This window comes from Allobosea sp. RAF48 (genome assembly GCF_052114025.1).
GTDB lineage: Bacteria > Pseudomonadota > Alphaproteobacteria > Rhizobiales > Beijerinckiaceae > Allobosea.
In genome coordinates this window covers 1-16,634 of sequence record NZ_JBFRDZ010000026.1, presented here as the reverse complement: position 1 = coordinate 16,634, position 16,634 = coordinate 1, and the positions used below count along the sequence as shown (strand labels likewise).

At 66.6% G+C, this 16,634-nt stretch carries 16 protein-coding genes; 10 read left to right on the top strand and 6 right to left on the bottom strand.

What is annotated here, in order from left to right; translation table 11 throughout:
• Window positions 1-45: 45 nt before the first annotated feature.
• From AB4Z10_RS28185 to AB4Z10_RS28175, 3 genes are all read right to left on the bottom strand, one after another.
• A complete protein-coding gene (locus AB4Z10_RS28185; protein ID WP_441473709.1) occupies window positions 46-561 on the bottom strand; it encodes an invasion associated locus B family protein in 516 nt (171 codons plus the stop codon).
• 171 nt (window positions 562-732) lie between these two features.
• Window positions 733-1,479, bottom strand: a complete 747-nt coding sequence (locus AB4Z10_RS28180) for an SDR family NAD(P)-dependent oxidoreductase (RefSeq protein ID WP_441473708.1) — start codon at window positions 1,477-1,479, stop codon at window positions 733-735.
• Window positions 1,480-1,648: 169 nt separating this feature from the next.
• The gene (locus AB4Z10_RS28175) at window positions 1,649-2,758 is read right to left on the bottom strand and encodes an AbrB family transcriptional regulator (RefSeq protein WP_441473707.1); all 1,110 of its coding nucleotides are present in this window, start codon (window positions 2,756-2,758) and stop codon (window positions 1,649-1,651) included.
• Window positions 2,759-2,970: 212 nt separating this feature from the next.
• On the opposite strand from AB4Z10_RS28175, the gene AB4Z10_RS28170 reads away from it, so the two are divergent.
• The 5 genes from AB4Z10_RS28170 (at window position 2,971) to AB4Z10_RS28150 (ending at window position 8,782) form a co-directional block, all read left to right on the top strand.
• Complete coding sequence (locus AB4Z10_RS28170) at window positions 2,971-4,035, top strand: DMT family transporter (protein ID WP_441473706.1); 1,065 nt, start codon at window positions 2,971-2,973, stop codon at window positions 4,033-4,035.
• A 134-nt stretch (window positions 4,036-4,169) separates the two neighbouring features.
• Window positions 4,170-5,213 carry a GMP reductase gene (locus AB4Z10_RS28165; protein ID WP_441473705.1) on the top strand — a complete coding sequence of 348 codons (1,044 nt, stop codon included), beginning with the start codon at window positions 4,170-4,172 and terminating at the stop codon, window positions 5,211-5,213.
• Window positions 5,214-5,413: 200 nt separating this feature from the next.
• Window positions 5,414-6,445 (top strand): amino acid ABC transporter substrate-binding protein, encoded by a 1,032-nt coding sequence (locus tag AB4Z10_RS28160; protein WP_441473704.1) that lies wholly within the window; start codon window positions 5,414-5,416, stop codon window positions 6,443-6,445.
• A 133-nt stretch (window positions 6,446-6,578) separates the two neighbouring features.
• The gene (locus AB4Z10_RS28155) at window positions 6,579-7,742 is read left to right on the top strand and encodes an amino acid ABC transporter permease (RefSeq protein WP_441473703.1); all 1,164 of its coding nucleotides are present in this window, start codon (window positions 6,579-6,581) and stop codon (window positions 7,740-7,742) included.
• The gene (locus AB4Z10_RS28150; protein ID WP_441473702.1) at window positions 7,739-8,782 is read left to right on the top strand and encodes an amino acid ABC transporter permease; all 1,044 of its coding nucleotides are present in this window, start codon (window positions 7,739-7,741) and stop codon (window positions 8,780-8,782) included. The genes AB4Z10_RS28155 and AB4Z10_RS28150 overlap by 4 nt, the downstream gene beginning before the upstream one ends.
• A gap of 190 nt (window positions 8,783-8,972) precedes the next feature.
• Here the strand turns inward: AB4Z10_RS28150 and AB4Z10_RS28145 are convergent, their stop codons facing one another.
• Window positions 8,973-9,521 carry a GcrA family cell cycle regulator gene (locus AB4Z10_RS28145; protein ID WP_441473701.1) on the bottom strand — a complete coding sequence of 183 codons (549 nt, stop codon included), beginning with the start codon at window positions 9,519-9,521 and terminating at the stop codon, window positions 8,973-8,975.
• Between the two features lie 543 nt (window positions 9,522-10,064).
• Between AB4Z10_RS28145 and AB4Z10_RS28140 the strand changes: the two genes are divergently transcribed.
• The 3 genes from AB4Z10_RS28140 to AB4Z10_RS28130 are packed head-to-tail and all read left to right on the top strand — an operon-like array spanning window position 10,065 to window position 13,248.
• Entirely contained in the window at window positions 10,065-11,285 is a 1,221-nt protein-coding gene (locus AB4Z10_RS28140) for an aspartate aminotransferase family protein (RefSeq protein ID WP_441473700.1), read from the top strand.
• Between the two features lie 38 nt (window positions 11,286-11,323).
• Window positions 11,324-12,244, top strand: a complete 921-nt coding sequence (gene argF, locus AB4Z10_RS28135) for an ornithine carbamoyltransferase (protein ID WP_441473699.1) — start codon at window positions 11,324-11,326, stop codon at window positions 12,242-12,244.
• Complete coding sequence (locus AB4Z10_RS28130; RefSeq protein WP_441473698.1) at window positions 12,244-13,248, top strand: Hsp33 family molecular chaperone; 1,005 nt, start codon at window positions 12,244-12,246, stop codon at window positions 13,246-13,248. The genes argF and AB4Z10_RS28130 overlap by 1 nt, the downstream gene beginning before the upstream one ends.
• Before the next feature lie 192 nt (window positions 13,249-13,440).
• On the opposite strand, the gene argE is transcribed toward AB4Z10_RS28130, so the two are convergent.
• On the bottom strand, window positions 13,441-14,619 hold the full coding sequence (gene argE, locus AB4Z10_RS28125) for an acetylornithine deacetylase (RefSeq protein WP_441473697.1): 1,179 nt from the start codon (window positions 14,617-14,619) through the stop codon (window positions 13,441-13,443).
• Window positions 14,616-15,008, bottom strand: coding sequence for a Co2+/Mg2+ efflux protein ApaG (gene apaG, locus AB4Z10_RS28120; RefSeq protein ID WP_149131783.1), 393 nt, complete (start codon window positions 15,006-15,008; stop codon window positions 14,616-14,618). Before apaG ends, argE begins: the two co-directional genes overlap by 4 nt.
• A gap of 298 nt (window positions 15,009-15,306) precedes the next feature.
• On the opposite strand from apaG, the gene AB4Z10_RS28115 reads away from it, so the two are divergent.
• Complete coding sequence (locus tag AB4Z10_RS28115; RefSeq protein WP_441473696.1) at window positions 15,307-16,395, top strand: 2'-deoxycytidine 5'-triphosphate deaminase; 1,089 nt, start codon at window positions 15,307-15,309, stop codon at window positions 16,393-16,395.
• A gap of 107 nt (window positions 16,396-16,502) precedes the next feature.
• Window positions 16,503-16,634, top strand: a 132-nt coding sequence (locus AB4Z10_RS28110) for an NAD-dependent epimerase/dehydratase family protein (RefSeq protein ID WP_441473735.1), incomplete at its 3' end; no start/stop codon positions are given.

The following is a 16,634-nucleotide window of genomic DNA, read 5'->3' as shown; positions in this document are numbered from 1 at the left end:
CAGGATACGAAAAACTGGGAACCGGTTTTTCGCAAAGGTCCTGTTCTAGCTCTGTGCCGCCCCCGTATTGCAGCGCTGCATCATGCGGGAGGCGGCTGTGACGCCGGCAAGCGAGAAGGTGTAGGTCGTCGCATTGCCGCGGGCGGAGCGCGCTTCCAGCACCATGCTGTTGCCCGCCCGCATCGCAGCGAGCAGCGCCGGTTCGCGTTCCAGCCGCTCGAGCCAGGCGTTGTTGCCTTCGGTCAGCATGCGGAAACTGTCGTCGCCGATGGTGACGGTCACGACCGAGTTCTTGGCGAAGTCGTAGCCGGTCTGGAAGCTCGATTCCGTATTGCTGTCGCTGCCGCCCGTCTGCATGAAGAAAAACACTTCCCCGTGGCGCAGGCTGGAAGGTTCTTCAGTCGATGGCGTGCTCATGATGAAGCAACGCTGCGTATCGCCTTGCTCATAGGTCGCCGCGCTCCAGTTGCTGAACCGTCCGAGCGATTTGGCGGTGACGGCTTGAGCTGCCGAGGCCGTCAGAAGGACGAGGGCAGCCGTTGAGAGCGCCATCTTGATCATCGTTTTATCTCCTTTTGCCCCTTCAGGGTGAAAAGAGAGCCTTACCGAGGCGTAAACATGATCAAGATATTTGTGCGTCTATCTGGCGCAGGGTGGGGCGCGGGCATTCAGGCGCTGCGCCGGACCAGGGAAATCCTCCCGGCCGGCGCAGCTCGATCTTCGGCGTTCGCGTCAGTAGGTCGCCCGTCCACCCGAGAGGTCGAAGACGCCGGCGGTGGTGAAGCTGTTTTCGGCCGAGGCCAGGAAGGCGACCATCGAGGCAACCTCCTCCGGCAGCAGGAAGCGCCCGCGCGGGATCTTGGCCAGCATGTAGCCGATATGCTCCTCGCTCATCTGGTCGAAGATGCGGGTGCGTGCGGCAGCCGGGGTGATGCAGTTCACGGCGATGTCCTTGTCGGCGAGCTCCTTGCCGAGGGATTTCGTCAGCGCGATCACCGCCGCCTTCGAGGCCGAATAGGCCGAGGCGTTAGGGTTGCCTTCCTTGCCGGCGATCGAGGCGACGAGGACGATGCGGCCGTAGTTGCGCTTGACCATGCCGGGAATGACCGACCGGCAACAATGCAGCGTGCCGTCGACATTGAGCTTCATGACGCGCGCCCAGTCCTCGAGCGGGTATTCCCAGGTCTTGTGGTTGGGGCCGGCGATACCCGCGCTGGTGACGAGGATGTCGATGCTGCCGAGCTTCGCTTCGAGCGCGTCGCTCGCCTTCTGCACGGCGGCTGCGTCCGTCACGTCCACGGCGACGCCGATGGCGCCATGGCCGATCTCGGCGGCGGCCTTCTCCGCGAGCGCTCCGTCGACATCCCAGATCGCGACCGTCGCGCCGCTGGCGGCGAAGCGCTCAGCGACGGCCCGCCCAATCCCCTGCGCTCCGCCGGTGACGATGGCGACACGGTTCTTTAAATCGATTTGGTTCATGTTCGTCAGCCTCCCCTGTCGTTCGAATCACCCTAGCTTCGCCGAGCGGCACCGGCCAGAGGACGCCCCGCTTTCGACGGCTGGTGCAGACCGGTCATGCAAAACGCCAAGATGCCGGAATTGTCGGAGGCGCCGGCCCGCTTGGTCGCCGGAGCCGGTTGGCGCGGCGCTATTCCGCCGGCGCGTTCTTCTCGCGGCGGCCGATCAGCCCGAAGATCGGCCCGGCCGAGACCATCACCAGGAAGACGCGGACGATGTGGTGCGCCGCGACGAAGGCGACTTCGGTGTGCAGCGCCAGCGCGATCAGGCTCATCTCGGCGAGGCCGCCCGGCGAATAGGCGAGGATCAGCGGCACATGGCCGTGCACCGAGACGAGCGCGACCAGCCAGGCGAAGCTCAGGGTCAGCGCGAGCAGGATCACGGTCGAGCCGACCGAGAGCAGCAGCACACGCAGGATGATGCGCGGGGCCGTGCCGACGAAGCGGCAGCCGATGGTAACGCCGAGCACAAGCTGCGCCGCATTGACGATCTCCGCCGGCGGCACCGCCGCGCTGAGGCCGGTGACATGGACGATCGCGCTGACCAGCATCGGTCCGAGCAGGTATTTAGCCGGCAATTTGAGCCAGTGACCGGCGATCACGCCGAGGATGCCGCAGCTGATGAGCCAGAGTTCGGAGCCGAGCGGCGTCTGCGCGAACGATGGTCCGGCGACACGCCCGCCCCCGAGGGAGACGCCGCCGATCCATTGCACGATGAAGGGCAGGGTCATGACCACCAGCAGGATGCGGGCGGAGTGGATCAGGGCGATGATACGGGCATCGCCGCCCTTCTCCTCGCCGACCGTCACCATCTCGATGAGCCCGCCCGGCATGCCGGAAAAGAAGGCGGTGACCGGGTCGAAGCCGGCAACGCGGCGGAAATAGCCGACGCAGCACAGGCCGCAGGCGACCATGAACAGCACGAGCCCGGCCAGCGTCGGCAGCCAGTTCGGCAGCTGAGCTACGACATCGGGCTTGAAGGAGGCGCCGAGCATCACGCCGATCACCGCCGTCATCGGCGGCCGGATCACCGGCGGCGCGGCGACGCGCAGCTTGATCAGCGCTGCGGCCGTGCAGAACACCATCGAGCCCAGCATCCAGGGCAGCGGCAGCCGCGCCTGCACGAACAGCCAGCCCCCGAGTCCGCCGAGCGCCAGTGCCAGGGCGAAACGCCGATAGGGGAAGCAACTCGGCGCCAGGGCCCGAACACCGTTCGCGAAATCCTCGAGCAGAACTTTCAAGCGCGTGCTCCGCGGCACAGAAACCGGAGCCCTCCTAGAGCCTGTTGGTGAGGTTGCCCACCCCCTGGCGGGAAATGACGGCTCCGCTCCGGCCGCGCCGACGGCACAACCCGGTCATGTGACATTGTCATTGGCCGGATTGCCGCGCTTCATCAATGATTTGCGCGAAGCGGAAACGCGGGACCGGCCGATGCCGGCCAAGTCGAGGGGCGATGAGCGAGGATCGGCAGGCCGGCCGGCAAAGCCGGACGGATGTGGAAGGCGAAGCGCCCGCCTGGCAGGAGCCGGCTGCGCCGCCGCTCGCCGACGAGTTGGTCGCACCCGACGCGCCCGGTCCGATCGTCCTCGCCGAGGTGCCGGGGGGCCGCAGACAGGCCCTGCGCCGGCTGCGGCACTGGTGGCGTGGCGCCAGCCCCAATCTGCGGGGCTCGGTCTTCATGATCTCGGCCTTGCTGGTCTATGCGGTGATGGTCGCCGGCATCAAGCATGTCGGCCAGGCGATCCCGCTGGTGCAGATCCTGCTGATCCGGCAGGTGATCATGACCGCGATCCTGCTCGCCTTCGCAGCGGGCAGCTTGCGCCGTGCGCTGCATACGGAGCGTCTCGGCCTGCAGATCTTCCGCAGCGTGATCACGCTGCTCTCCATGCTTTGCGGCTTCACCGCCGTGGTCAAGATTCCGCTCGCGCAGGCGACGGCGATCGGCTTCAGCCAGGTGCTCTTCGTCACCATCGCCGCGGTGCTGGTGCTGAAGGAAGCGGTCGATGGCCGGCGCTGGGCCGCCACGATCATCGGCTTCGTCGGCGTGCTGATCATGCTGCGTCCGAGCAGCGAGGGGCTCGATATCTATGCGCTGCTCTCCGTCGCCGGGGCCATCTTCGGCGCCGGCATCACCGTCAGCGTCCGCAAGCTTGCGGCAAGCGAGCGCACGGACACCATCCTGCTCTACCAGGGCATCGTGCTGATCGCCCTGCTCGCCGTGCCGTGCTGGCTCTGGTGGCAGCCGCCGACGCCGAACCAGTGGTTCTGGCTTGTCGTCCTGAGCGTGTTCGGCACCGCCGGGCAGTGGCTGATCACCCGCGCCTATCAGGTCGGCGAGGCGGCAGCGCTGGCGCCGCTCGACTTCAGCCGCCTGCTGCTGGCGAGTTTCACCGGCTTCGTCTTCTTCGCCGAGATACCGGCGCTCACCACCTGGATCGGCGCTGTCATCGTGATCGGCGCAACGCTCTACACCATCCGCAAGAACGCGAGGCCGCCGGTCTCGCCTGCCTCGGCCTGAGCCGGAAGACCCCGGATTGCATCGCGAGGGGCCGGGCGCTATGTGTCGGCGCACGCCTCTTCCGCGTGCGTCACCCGAGCAAAAGCCCTCGGGATTCCGGCTCCAGCCCCCCGGAACGCCACCAGAGGCCAATCATGCGCATCGAAAACGACCCGAAGCTCGACTTCCGCGACGTGCTGATCCGTCCGAAGCGTTCGACGCTCGGCAGCCGCGCCGAAGTCGATGTCGAGCGCAGCTTCCGCTTCGCCCATACGGGCAAGGAGTGGAAGGGCTTCCCGCTGATCGCCGCCAACATGGACGTGGTCGGCACGATGAGCATGGCGCGGGCACTGCTGAAGCACGGCGCCATGGTGGCACTGCACAAGCACTACAGCGCCGAGGAGCTGATCGCCTTCTTCCGCGAGCCGGGATCGGCCAACGCATTCTACTCGCTCGGCACGACCGACACCGACCATGACAAGCTCAAGGCGGTCCATGCTCAGTCGCCGATCAGCAAGATCTGCCTCGACGTCGCCAACGGCTACACCGAGAAGTTCGTCGACACGGTCAAGGCCACGCGCGCCGCTTTCCCGGAGGCGGCGATCATGGCCGGTAATGTGGTCACCGGCGACATGACCGAGGCGCTGCTGCTCGCCGGGGCCGATATCATCAAGGTCGGCATCGGCCCGGGCTCGGTCTGCACCACCCGCAAGATGACTGGCGTCGGCTATCCCCAGCTCTCGGCGATCATCGAATGCTCCGATGCCGCGCACGGGCTCAAGGGCCTGGTCTGCGGCGATGGCGGCCTGACCGTGCCCGGCGATGTCGCCAAGGCCTTCGGTGGCGGCTCCGACTTCGTGATGATGGGCGGCATGCTCGCCGGCCATGACGAATGCGAGGGCGAGATCCGCTACGAGGAGCGCGGCGGCGAGAAGGTGCCGGTCGCCATGACCTTCTACGGCATGTCCTCCGACACCGCGATGAACAAGTATTCCGGCGGCGTCGCCAAGTACCGGGCATCCGAGGGCAAGACGGTCGAGGTGCCCTATCGCGGCCCGGTCGAGGGCACGATGCAGGAACTGATGGGCGGCGTGCGCTCGGCGATGACCTATATCGGCGCGGTCAGCCTCAAGGAGGTGGCCAAGCGCACCACCTTCATCATGGTCGGCAGCCAGCTCAACACCGTGTTCGGCAACTGAGCCGTTCGGCTCAGGCCGCCGGAACGCCGGCCGCGATCAGCCTTCCGAAATCTCGGCTGCACGGGCCTCCTGACAGCCTTCGACAGGGTTCAGGTGCCGCGCCGAAGCGAGCACGTGCCGGGTGCTATCGCTTTCGGTGCGGCTGTTGCATAGTCCCGCTTCCAGCACAGAAGGCCGCCAATGGCTTCGGGGAGACGGATATGACCATCAGAATTTTGAGCGTGGCGGGCGTGCTTGCCGCCGGAATCTCGCTTGCGCAGGCGCAGCAGCTCGCCCCGAGCCCGACGCTGGATGCGGTCAAGGCACGCGGCAATCTCGAATGCGGCGTGCATCTCGGCCTGCCCGGCTTCTCCTTCGCCAATGACAAGGGCGAGTGGACCGGTCTCGACGTCGACTACTGCCGGGCGCTCGCCGCCGCGGTGCTCGGCGATGCCAGCAAGGTGAAGTACACGCCGACCTCGGTGCAGCAGCGCTGGCCGATTCTGCAATCGGGCCAGGTCGATGTGCTCTCACGCAACTCGACCATCACCTTCTCGCGCAACGCCACGCTCGGCCTCAATTTCCAGGGCATCAATTTCTACGAGGGCCAGACCTTCGTCGTCCGCAAGTCGACGGGCGTGAAGGAAGCCGCTGGCCTCGACGGCGCCTCGGTCTGCGTCGCTGCCGGCTCGACCGAGGAGAAGAACGCGGCCGACTGGTTCCGCGAGCGCAATCTCAAGGTCACCATCACCAATTTCCAGAAGAACGACGACGCCATCACCGCCTATGATTCGGGCCGCTGTGACGCCTATACGGCCGGCGTGGGCGCCCTTGCCGGCCAGCGTGCCAAGCTCAAGAACCCCGACGAGCACATCATCCTGACCCAGCCGATCTCGAACGATCCGCAGGGCCCGGTGACGCGCTGGGGCGACGAGCGCTGGCAGCTCATCGTGCGCTGGGTGCTGAACGGCACGATCGCCGCCGAGGCGCTCGGCGTCACCTCCAAGAACGTCGACGACATGAAGGCCAATTCGAAGAACACGGAAGTGCGCCGCCTGCTCGGCGCCGAGGGTGGCTTCGGTGCGATGATGGGGCTGTCGAACGACTGGATGTACAACGCGATCAAGCAGGTCGGAAACTACGGCGAAAGCTACGAGCGCACCGTCGGCATGGGCTCGCCGCTGAAGCTCGAGCGCGGCCAGAACCAGCTCTGGACCAAGGGCGGCCTGCTCTTCACCCCGCCCTTCCAGTGAGAGCCGCTTGAAGCACGTCATGGCCGGGCTTTGACCCGGCCATCTCGGAAACCAGGCTGAGCGTCACGAGATTCCCGGGACTGCGCTTCGCGGCGCCCGGGGATGACGCCCGCGACTCCCGATCGAGGCCGGCGTGAGCAGCTTCTTCTCTCTCATCAACGACAAGCGCGTCCGCGACTGGATTTACCAGATCGCGGTCGTCGTCTTCCTCGTCGGCATGACCGTCTTCTTCGTGCGCAACGCCTCGGAGAACATGGTCAAGGCCGGCATCGCCTCCGGCTTCGACTTCCTCTGGCGCACCTCCGGCATCGAGGTGCCCTTCGTCCTGACCGGCTATACCCAGGCCGACAACATCCTCGGTCTGTTCTGGGTCGGCGTCGCCAACACCATGCTGGTGACGGTGATCGCGATCGTGCTGGCGACGCTGCTCGGCTTCGTCGTCGGCATTGCCCGGCTGTCCTCGCACTGGCTGATCTCGACCATTGCCGGGGCCTATATCGAGTTCGTCCGCAACATCCCGCTGCTGTTCTTCGTGCTGTTCTGGTATTTCGGCATCATCGCGGCGTTACCGGCTCCGCGTCAGAGCATAAGCCTGTTCGGCGTCGCCTTCCTCAACAATCGCGGCGTGACGATCCCGCTTCCAGAAGGGCTGGAGAATTTCCGGGTCGCCGGCCTCGTGATCCTCGTCAGCGTCCTCGTCTACTGGGCTTTCGCGATCTGGGCGCGCCGGCGCCAGGAGCGTACCGGGCTGCACGCACCGACGCTGCGGGTCGGCCTCGCCCTGCTGCTCGCCATCCCGCTGCTGGCTATCGTCTGGGCGACGCTGGCGACGCGCTGGGACGTTCCGGCACTGCGCGGCTTCAATTATCGCGGCGGTTTCGCCGTCATCCCTGAATTCGTCGCGCTGCTCGCGGCACTCGTCACCTATACGGCGGGCTTCATCGCCGAGATCGTGCGCGGCGGCATCCAGTCGGTCTCGCATGGGCAGACCGAGGCCGGATCGGCCCTGGGGCTGCGCCCGGGGCAGATCCTGCGCCTCGTCACCATCCCGCAGGCGCTGCGCGTGATGATCCCGCCGCTGACCAACCAGTATCTCAACGTGCTGAAGAACTCGTCCTTCGGTGCGGCCATCGCTTATCCCGACGTGGTCAGCCTGTTCATGGGCTCGGCGCTCAACAATACCGGCCAGGCCATCGAGATCATCGCCATGACGCTCGCCGTCTATCTCGTCATCGGCCTGGCGGTGTCGGCGATCATGAACTGGTACAATGCCCGTATCGCCCTGGTGACGCGATGAACCGCGCCTCGTCCCTCTCCCTCTGGCGTGAACGCCTGTTCGGCACGCCCTTCACCGGCTTCGTCAGCGTGGTCCTGGCGCTTGCCATCGCCTGGGTCGCGGTGCCGCTGATCCGCTGGGCGCTGATCGACGCGACCTGGGTCGGCACGACGCGGGCCGATTGCGCGCCCGGCGGTGCCTGCTGGGTCTTCATCCGCGCCCGCTTCGGCCAGTTCATGTACGGGCTCTATCCCCCGGACCAACGCTGGCGGGTTGATATCGCGGGCATCGCCTTCGTCCTCGGCATCGCGGCGGTCGTCTTCGCCCCGCAGCGGCTCAGGCTGAAGCTCGGCATCGCCATGCTCGTGATCCTGCCGCCGCTCGGCATCTGGCTGCTCTCGGGTGGGTTCGGCTTGCGCTATATCGAGACGCGCGAATGGGGCGGGCTGATGCTGACCCTGTTCATCTCGATCTATTCGAGCCTGATCGCGATCCCGCTCGGCATCCTCTTCGCGCTCGGGCGCCAGTCGCAGTTGCGCGTCATCCGGCTGATCAGCATCGTCTTCATCGAGTTCTGGCGCGGCGTGCCGATCATTGCCGTCATCTTCCTGGCCTCGCTGCTGCTGCCGCTGATCCTGCCGGGCGGCATCGGCATCGACCGGCTGGCGCGCGCCGTGATCGGCCTTGGCTTCGTGATCGCCGCCTATATGGCGGAAGCCGTGCGCGGCGGCCTGCAGGCGCTTCCCAAGGGCCAGCGCGAGGCGGCCACAGCGCTCGGCCTCAACTACTGGAAGGCGACGGGCCTCATCGTCCTGCCGCAGGCGCTGCGCATCTCGCTGCCGGCGATGACCAACGAGTTCATCGCGCTGATCAAGAACACCACGCTGGTGCTGGTGGTCTCGATCCTCGACCTGCTCGGCATCGCCCAGGCCTCGCTCGCCGATCCCAACTGGGTCGGCATGAACATGGAGGCCTATGCCTTTTCCGGCGCGATCTACTGGCTGATCTGTTTCGCGCTCTCGCGCTGGAGCCGATCGCTGGAGAACCGTCGGCGCCTTTGAGGGAGTGGACTCCTGCCGTCATTCCTCAGCGCGGCGAAGCGCAGACCCGGGAATCTCGTGACGAGACGCCACCGGCGGCTCCTTCGGCCAGAGAGGGGCGGGGCAAGGCCGACCCATGACGTGCTTTCCGGGCGCGCAATAAAAAACCGGCCCGAAGGCCGGTTTTTCTGTGTCCGAGATTGCTCGCGCCTCAGGCCCGTACCTTGCTCCGGTCGCGCCGGCGGTCGGCGGCGGGCTGGTAGGCGATGCGCGAGTGGTGGCTGCAATAGGGCAGGCCGGTCTGCGAGCGCGCGCCGCAGAAACGGAAATCCGGGGTCGTCGGGTCGCCCATCGGCCAGCGGCACATATACTCGCGCAGTTCCATGATGGTGACGCGCTCCGAGAACGGGATCACCACATCCTCGGAAGGCAGCGGCGCAGTCTCGGCCTCGAGTTCGGCCTCCGGCGCGAAGGCGGGGGCCAGCGCGTGGGCGCCGCGCGTGGCGTTCGCGGCCGGGCTCGCCATCGGATGGCTCGGCGAGCGCGGCGGCGCCTTGCGGGGTGCGGCATTGCGCGGCGCGGCCGGCTGGGCCGCACTCTTGGCTCGGCCAGAAAGGCCGAGACGGTGAACCTTTCCGATCACCGCATTGCGCGTGACATTGCCCAGCTCGGCGGCGATCTGGCTGGCGCTCAGCCCATCGCTCCAGAGCTTCTTGAGCAGTTCGACGCGTTCGTCAGTCCATGCTCCGGCTTCGTTCATCCGCATCACCTGTCTTGTCCGGCCAGCCCTTGCGAGGCCAGCCTTTAAGGGCGCTTCGTGACGGAATCCGGGATCAGCGGCCTTGTCACGGGGACAATGCCGTTGCTGCCGCAACAGACGGTACAGGGGACGCCGCACGAAATGTCGTATCTGACAAGGCAGACCATACAAGCTGCGGTGACTCGCGAACAAGAGTCGGCGAATCCGAAAACAGCTTTTCCCCAGGCGATTCGCGATTGCGCCGTCAAGCGAATCCTTTCGGCAACACCGACAGCGCGGCTTTGAATTGACAGCTCCGGCCGCCTTAAGCATATTTATCCACAAGGTGACGCCGCCCCGTTCGGGCGGCGCTTATGTTTGCGGATCAAGGCCCCGAACGATGCGGATGACGGCGCGACGAGAGGTCAGGAGCTGGGTGCGACGATAACGTCGTCCCCGGGTCGTATCATGGCTGCATGCCAGCAGCACCCATCCCGGATCGTCGTTCTCAATCCAGCGCCCATCCGTTCTCACCCCGTCTCCCTTCGCGAGGATTTTCGCCCCATGGCTCCCGCTCCTGCTTCCGCCAGCCAGTCCGTGCTCGTGCCGACCTATGCCCGCGCCCCCGTCGCCTTCGAGCGCGGTGAAGGCCCCTGGGCGATCACGGCTGACGGCACGCGGTATCTCGATTTCGGCGCTGGCATCGCGGTCAACGCGCTCGGCCACGCCCATCCGCATCTCGTCAAGACGCTGACCGAGCAGGCTGGCAAGATCTGGCACACCTCGAACCTCTATGGCGCGCCGGACGGCGAACGCCTGGCGCGGCGGCTCTGCGAGGCCACCTTCGCCGAGCGCGTCTTCTTCACCAATTCGGGCGCCGAGGCGAACGAGTGCGCCATCAAGATGGCGCGGAAATATCACGCCGCGAAGGGCCATCCCGAGCGCTACCGCATCATCACCTTCGAGGGTGCCTTCCACGGCCGGACGCTGGCGACCATCGCTGCCGGCGGCCAGCAGAAATATATCGACGGCTTCGGCCCCAAGGTCGAAGGCTTCGATCAGGTTCCCTTCGACGACGAGAAGGCGCTGCGGGCCGCGATCACGCCCGAGACGGCCGCGCTGATGATCGAGCCGATCCAGGGCGAGGGTGGCCTGCGCTCCGTACCGGCCCGTTTCCTCAAGCTCCTGCGCGAGCTTTGCGACGAGCACGGCCTGCTGCTGATCTTCGACGAGATCCAGACCGGCGTCGGCCGCACCGGCAAGTTCTTCGCCCATGAGATGTACGGCGTCATGCCGGACATCATGTCGATCGCCAAGGGCATCGGCGGCGGCTTCCCGATGGGCGCCTGCCTCGCGACGGAGGAAGCCGCTTCCGGCATGACGCTCGGCACGCACGGCACCACCTTCGGCGGCAACCCGCTCGCCATGGCGGTGGGCAATGCCGTGCTCGACGTCGTGCTGGCGCCGGGCTTCATCGAGAATGTCGGCAAGATCTCGCTGCGGCTGAAGCAGTCGCTGGCCGAGTTGAAGGACAAGCATCCGGAGGTCGTCGCCGAGATCCGCGGCGAGGGGCTGATGTTGGGCCTCAAGCTCCACACGCCGAACACCGACTTCGTCAACGAGGCCCGTGCCCAGGGTCTGCTCGTGGTCGGCGCCGGCGACAATGTCGTGCGCCTGCTGCCGCCGCTGATCATCACCGAGGCGGATGTCGCCGAGGCGGTCTCGCGGCTCGACAAGGCCGCGGGCGCCGTCGAGGCGACGCTGAAGCGCCCCGCTGCCGAATAAGTTCAACCCACCCACCCCGCGAAGCGAAGGAAGCGCCCGTGACGCGCCATTTCCTCGATCTCTCCGATTTCTCCGGCAGTGAGCTGCGCGCGATCCTGCGCGCCGGCGAGGAGATGAAATCGCGACGCCGTACACCGGCCGCTGCGGGGGATCGCCTGCTCGAAGGCAAGGTCATCGCCATGATCTTCGAGCAGCCTTCGCTGCGCACGCGCGTATCCTTCGACGTCGGCATCCGCGAGCTCGGCGGCTCGCCGATGATGGTCGCGGGCCATGAGATCGAGCTCGGCGAGCGCGAGACGATCGCCGACACCGCCCGCGTGCTCTCGCGCTATGTCGATGCGATCATGATCCGCATCCTCGATCACGATTCGCTGGTCGAGATGGCGAAATATGCGACCGTGCCGGTGATCAACGGGCTGACCAAGCGCCAGCATCCCTGCCAGGTGATGGCCGATGTCATGACCTTCGAGGAGCGCAAGGGCTCGATCCAGGGCAAGCGCATCGCCTGGACCGGCGACACCAACAACGTGCTGACCTCCTGGGTCCATGCCGCCGGCCGGCTCGATTTCGAGCTCGCCATCGCGACGCCCGAGGAACTCGCGCCGCCTCCGGCCCTGATCGCCTGGGCCAAGAAGCAGGGTGCGAAGCTCTCGCTGACCAGCCGGCCCGAGGAAGCGGTGGAGGGCGCCGATTGCGTCATCACCGATTGCTGGGTCTCGATGGGTGACGAGGAAGGCACGCGCCACAACCTCCTGCGGCCCTATCAGGTCGACGAGAGGCTGATGGACCGTGCCGAGAAGGACGCGATCTTCATGCATTGCCTGCCGGCCTCGCGCGGCGAGGAGGTCACCGACCAGATCATGGATGGCCCGCAATCGGCAGTCTTCGACGAGGCCGAGAACCGGCTGCATGCGCAGAAGGGCATCTTGGCCTGGTGCTTCGGCGGAGTGGCGGCCTGATGGCCGCCAACGACGCAGGCGTCACCGCGGGGCTCGACGATCGGGTCGTGCCCTTCGCCGTGCCCGATCTCGACGTGCGCGGCCGCGTGGCGCGGCTGGGCCCCTCGATCGACACGATTCTCGAGCGGCACGACTATCCCGCGCCGGTCTCGCGCGTGCTGGGCGAGGCGGCTGCGCTGACCGTGCTGCTCGGCACGGCGCTGAAGTTCGAGGGCCGCTTCCAGCTCCAGACCAAGAGCGACGGCGCCATCTCGATGATGGTGGTCGACTTCAACGCGCCGGACAATTTCCGCGCCGTCGCCCATATCGACGAAGCCAAGCTCGCCGAGGCGATCGCTCGCGAGAAGCTCTCGACCGGCGAGTTGCTGGGCGAGGGGCATCTCGCCATGACCGTCGACCAGGGCACGACGACGACCCGCTATCAGGGCATCGTCGCGCTGAAGCGGCAGGGGCTCGAAGAGGCGGCGCATCAGTATTTCCGGCAGTCCGAGCAGATCCCGACCCGGGTACGGCTCGGCGTGGGCACGGTCACGACCGGCGGCCGGCCGCAATGGCGCGCCGGCGGCATCCTCGTCCAGTTCATGCCGCATTCGCCCGATCGCCTGCGCGCGGCCGACATCCATCCCGGCGATGCGCCCGAGGGGCATGAGATCCTGACCGGCAGCGACCCCGACGGCATCAGCGATGATGCCTGGATGGAAGCGCGCTCGCTGGTCGAGACGGTCGAGGACCATGAGCTGCTCGACCCGATGCTGGAGAGCGAGCGCCTGCTCTATCGGCTCTTCCATGAGCGCGGCGCCCGTGTCTTCGAGCCGGCCCTTGTCCGCGAGGCCTGCCGCTGTTCACGCGAGCGCGTGCTGACGATGCTGCGCGGCTTCTCTCCCGAGGACCGCCGCGCGATGATCGCCGATGACGGCAAGCTCGGCGTCACCTGCGAGTTCTGCTCGCGGCGCTACAGCTTCGACCCGGCCGAGGTCGAGGACGGATTGTCAGCGGGGCTGTGACCTCGACGTCATTCTCGGGCGCCGCAAGGCGGCGACCTGGGAATCTCCAAGCACGGCACTCCCGTCATGGTCGGGCTTGTCCCGACCATCCACGTCTTCGGTTCGCCGACCGAAGGCTGTGTTCAAGACGTGGATGCTCGCCACAAGGGCGAGCATGACGACGAGAGGGCGGCGTGAGCGCCAGCGGGCAGCCTAACCCTGCCGGCACTCCGCCATCAGCTTGCGCATGAACGCCTCACCGGCCTGGAGCTGCTCCAGCGTGATGTATTCGTCGGGCTGATGCGCCTGGTCGATCGAACCGGGCCCGCACACCACGGTCGCCAGCCCCGCATGCTGGAAATGCCCTGCCTCTGTCGCATAAGCGACCGCGATGGTGTGGTTGCGCCCGGACAGGCGCATGGCGAGCCGCTCGGCCTCCGAGCCCGGCTCGGGCGCGAGCCCCGGCACATCCGAGGTCATTTCCGTCTCGATCGCCGCGCTCGATGCGGTCGAGCGCATGCGCGCCTGAACCTTGTCCGACACGCCGGCAAAGCGTGCGGGACCCGCCTCGGGATCGGAGGTCGGCAGGGTGCGGATCTCCCAGAGGATCTCGCTGTGATCGGCCAGGATGTTGCGGGCGATGCCGCCATGGAACGAGCCGATATGGACGGTGTCGTAGGGCGGGTCGAAGCGACCGCTGGCATCCAGCTTCTGCTTGGCGTCCTCGGCCATGTGGTCCAGCTCGGCCGCGAGCAGCGCGCCGGCATGGACGGCGCTGGCGCCGAGCTGCGGCTTGGAGGAATGCGCGGCGAAGCCCTTGATGACGGTCTGGAACGTTCTGACGCCCTTGTGCGCGTCGCAGATGTCGAGCGAGGTCGGCTCGCCGACGATGACCGCGCGCGGCCGCGGCAACGTCTTGCCCATCGCGGCGATGCCATCGACGACGCCGAGGCAGGTCACCTCCTCGTCATAGGACAGGAACAGGTGGATCGGCGTGTTGAGGTCGGCGGCGAGGAAATCCGGCACGAGCGCAAGCCCAAGCGCGAGGAAGCCCTTCATGTCGACGGCGCCGCGGCCATAGGCGCGGCCGTTCTCGACGTGCAGCGTGAACGGGTCGCGGCTCCAGGCCTGGCCGGTAACCGGCACGACGTCGGTATGCCCCGACAGCACGACGCCGCCGCGATCCTGCGGGCCGACAGTCGCGAACAGCGCCGTCTTGTCGCCCGCTGCATTCGGGAAGCGCACGGACGGCACGCCCCAGCCGGCGAGATAATCCTCGACGAAATCGATCAGCGGCAGGTTGGATTTGTCGCTGACCGTGTCGAAGGCGACGAGGCGGGCGAGCATCTCGAGCGGCGTGTAGCGCTGCCCGGTTTGAGCGGAGGCGGTCAATGCAGAACCTTCTTCACATAGGGGGAGTCGAGCGGGAAGAGCGGCACTTCCACGTCGAAGATCGTGCCGCTCTCATCCTGCATGGCGTAGAAACCGTGCATCGAGCCGTCCGGCGTCGTCAGCGGACAGCCGGAGGTGTAGTTGAAGCTCTCGCCCGGTCTAAGCACCGGCTGCTTGCCGACGACGCCCTCACCGCGCACCTCGTGCATCTCGCCGCGCCCGTCGGTGATGAACCAGTGCCGAGTCATCAGCTGAATGGTCTGCGTCGAAAGATTCACGATCTCGATCGCGTACGCCCAGAAATAGCGGCCCTGCGCATGCGAGGATTCCGCTTCCAGGAAGGACGGCGCCACGGTCACACGCACGCCGCGCGTCTGTGCCTGATACATGGTCGAGGCTCCGGCTAGATCGCCGCGCGTCGTTCCGGACGCAAAGTGGCGATCTATCTCTTTGTTGTCGCATCGGATTTGCCCGAAAAGTGGAATCCACTTTTCGGTCCGATTCTCTAGCCTGTGACGACATCTGCCGCCACGGCTCAGTTATCGGCCTGCCGGCGGCAGCGTCAATGCGTCCCCGTCCTGATTCTGGCGTGGACAACCCTGTGGCTATTGCCCGCACGCACTCGGCCGTGCTTGGCCTTTCCGGAGCGCTTCGCTAGCTATGATCGATTATCCTCGCGGACCTTGCATGCTGCCCTTCACGCCCGGCATCCAGCCAGACAGCTCCATCCGCGCCTTCATCGAGCAGGGCACGATCAGGCTCGCCCGGCCGCCTGCCGAGGGGCAGATCCAGCCGGCGAGCCTCGATCTGCGGCTGGGCGATCGCGCTTATCGCGTCCGCGCCAGCTTCCTGCCCGGCCCCGAGCGCACGGTGCGCAGCCGGATCGATGATCTCTCGCTGCATGAGATCGATCTGACGCGCGGCGCGGTGCTGGAAACGGACTGCGTCTATATCGCCGAGCTGATGGAAGGCCTGAAGCTGCCCAAGGGCCTGCGCGCCGCCGCCAATCCGAAGAGCTCGACCGGCCGTCTCGACGTCTTCACGCGTGTCATCACCGATCGCGCGCGTGAATTCGACTTGGTCGAGGATGGCTATGAGGGGCCGCTCTTCATCGAGATCTCGCCGCGCACCTTCCCGGTGCTCGTGCGGTCCGGCTCCAGGCTCTCGCAGATCCGCTTCCGCGCCGGCGAGACGAGGCTCGATGACCGCGCTCTGGAAGATGTCCATATGCGCGAGACGCTGGTCAGCGCCGCCGAACCTTCTTTCCAGGGGGGCGTCGCCGTCAGCGTCGACCTCTCGGGTTTCGACGGGCTGCTCGGCTATCGCGGCAAGCATCACACCGCGCTGATCGATGTCGATCGCGTCGGCGCCTATCGTGCCGTCGACTTCTGGGAGCCGATTCCGGCCGACGGCTCGCGCAGCATGATTCTCGACCCTGGCCAGTTCTACATCCTCGCCTCCAAGGAAGCCGTGCACGTCCCACCGGACTATGCCGCGGAGATGACGCCCTTCGATGCGCTCGTCGGCGAATTCCGGGTGCACTATGCGGGTTTCTTCGATCCCGGCTTCGGCCACGGCGCCGCCGGCGGACAAGGTGCGCGCGCCGTGCTTGAGGTCCGCTCCCGCGATGTGCCCTTCATCATCGAGGACGGCCAGATCGTCGGAAGGCTGGTCTACGAGACCATGGCGGCGCGGCCGGAGGCGCTCTATGGCGCCGGGCTGAAATCGAACTATCAGGGCCAGGCTCTCAAGCTCTCCAAGCATTTCAAGGGCTGACCGGGACGAGAGGCGGCGAAGGCGCGATGCTTGACACGCCGTCCCAAGGCTGGTCCTTGCCCTGAGCCTTGCGGCTGAAGACACCGGCTTTCTCGGAGTTCTGCGGCGTGCCCTTGCGTTATCTCGTCACCGGCGGCGCCGGGTTCATTGGTTCGGCGGTTGTGCGGAAGCTGATCGGTGAGACCGGGCATGAGGTCTGCGTCGTCGACAAGCTGACCTATGCCGGCAATCTGGCCTCG

Excerpts from the sequence above, each read along its gene's own strand:
- AB4Z10_RS28185 (WP_441473709.1), bottom strand. The coding sequence starts at position 561 with ATGATCAAGATGGCGCTCTCAACGGCTGCCCTCGTCCTTCTGACGGCC.
- AB4Z10_RS28180 (WP_441473708.1), bottom strand. The coding sequence starts at position 1,479 with ATGAACCAAATCGATTTAAAGAACCGTGTCGCCATCGTCACCGGCGGA.
- AB4Z10_RS28170 (WP_441473706.1), top strand. The coding sequence starts at position 2,971 with ATGAGCGAGGATCGGCAGGCCGGCCGGCAAAGCCGGACGGATGTGGAA.
- AB4Z10_RS28165 (WP_441473705.1), top strand. The coding sequence starts at position 4,170 with ATGCGCATCGAAAACGACCCGAAGCTCGACTTCCGCGACGTGCTGATC.
- AB4Z10_RS28160 (WP_441473704.1), top strand. The coding sequence starts at position 5,414 with ATGACCATCAGAATTTTGAGCGTGGCGGGCGTGCTTGCCGCCGGAATC.
- AB4Z10_RS28150 (WP_441473702.1), top strand. The coding sequence starts at position 7,739 with ATGAACCGCGCCTCGTCCCTCTCCCTCTGGCGTGAACGCCTGTTCGGC.
- AB4Z10_RS28145 (WP_441473701.1), bottom strand. The coding sequence starts at position 9,521 with ATGAACGAAGCCGGAGCATGGACTGACGAACGCGTCGAACTGCTCAAG.
- AB4Z10_RS28140 (WP_441473700.1), top strand. The coding sequence starts at position 10,065 with ATGGCTCCCGCTCCTGCTTCCGCCAGCCAGTCCGTGCTCGTGCCGACC.
- AB4Z10_RS28130 (WP_441473698.1), top strand. The coding sequence starts at position 12,244 with ATGGCCGCCAACGACGCAGGCGTCACCGCGGGGCTCGACGATCGGGTC.
- apaG (WP_149131783.1), bottom strand. The coding sequence starts at position 15,008 with ATGTATCAGGCACAGACGCGCGGCGTGCGTGTGACCGTGGCGCCGTCC.
- AB4Z10_RS28115 (WP_441473696.1), top strand. The coding sequence starts at position 15,307 with ATGCTGCCCTTCACGCCCGGCATCCAGCCAGACAGCTCCATCCGCGCC.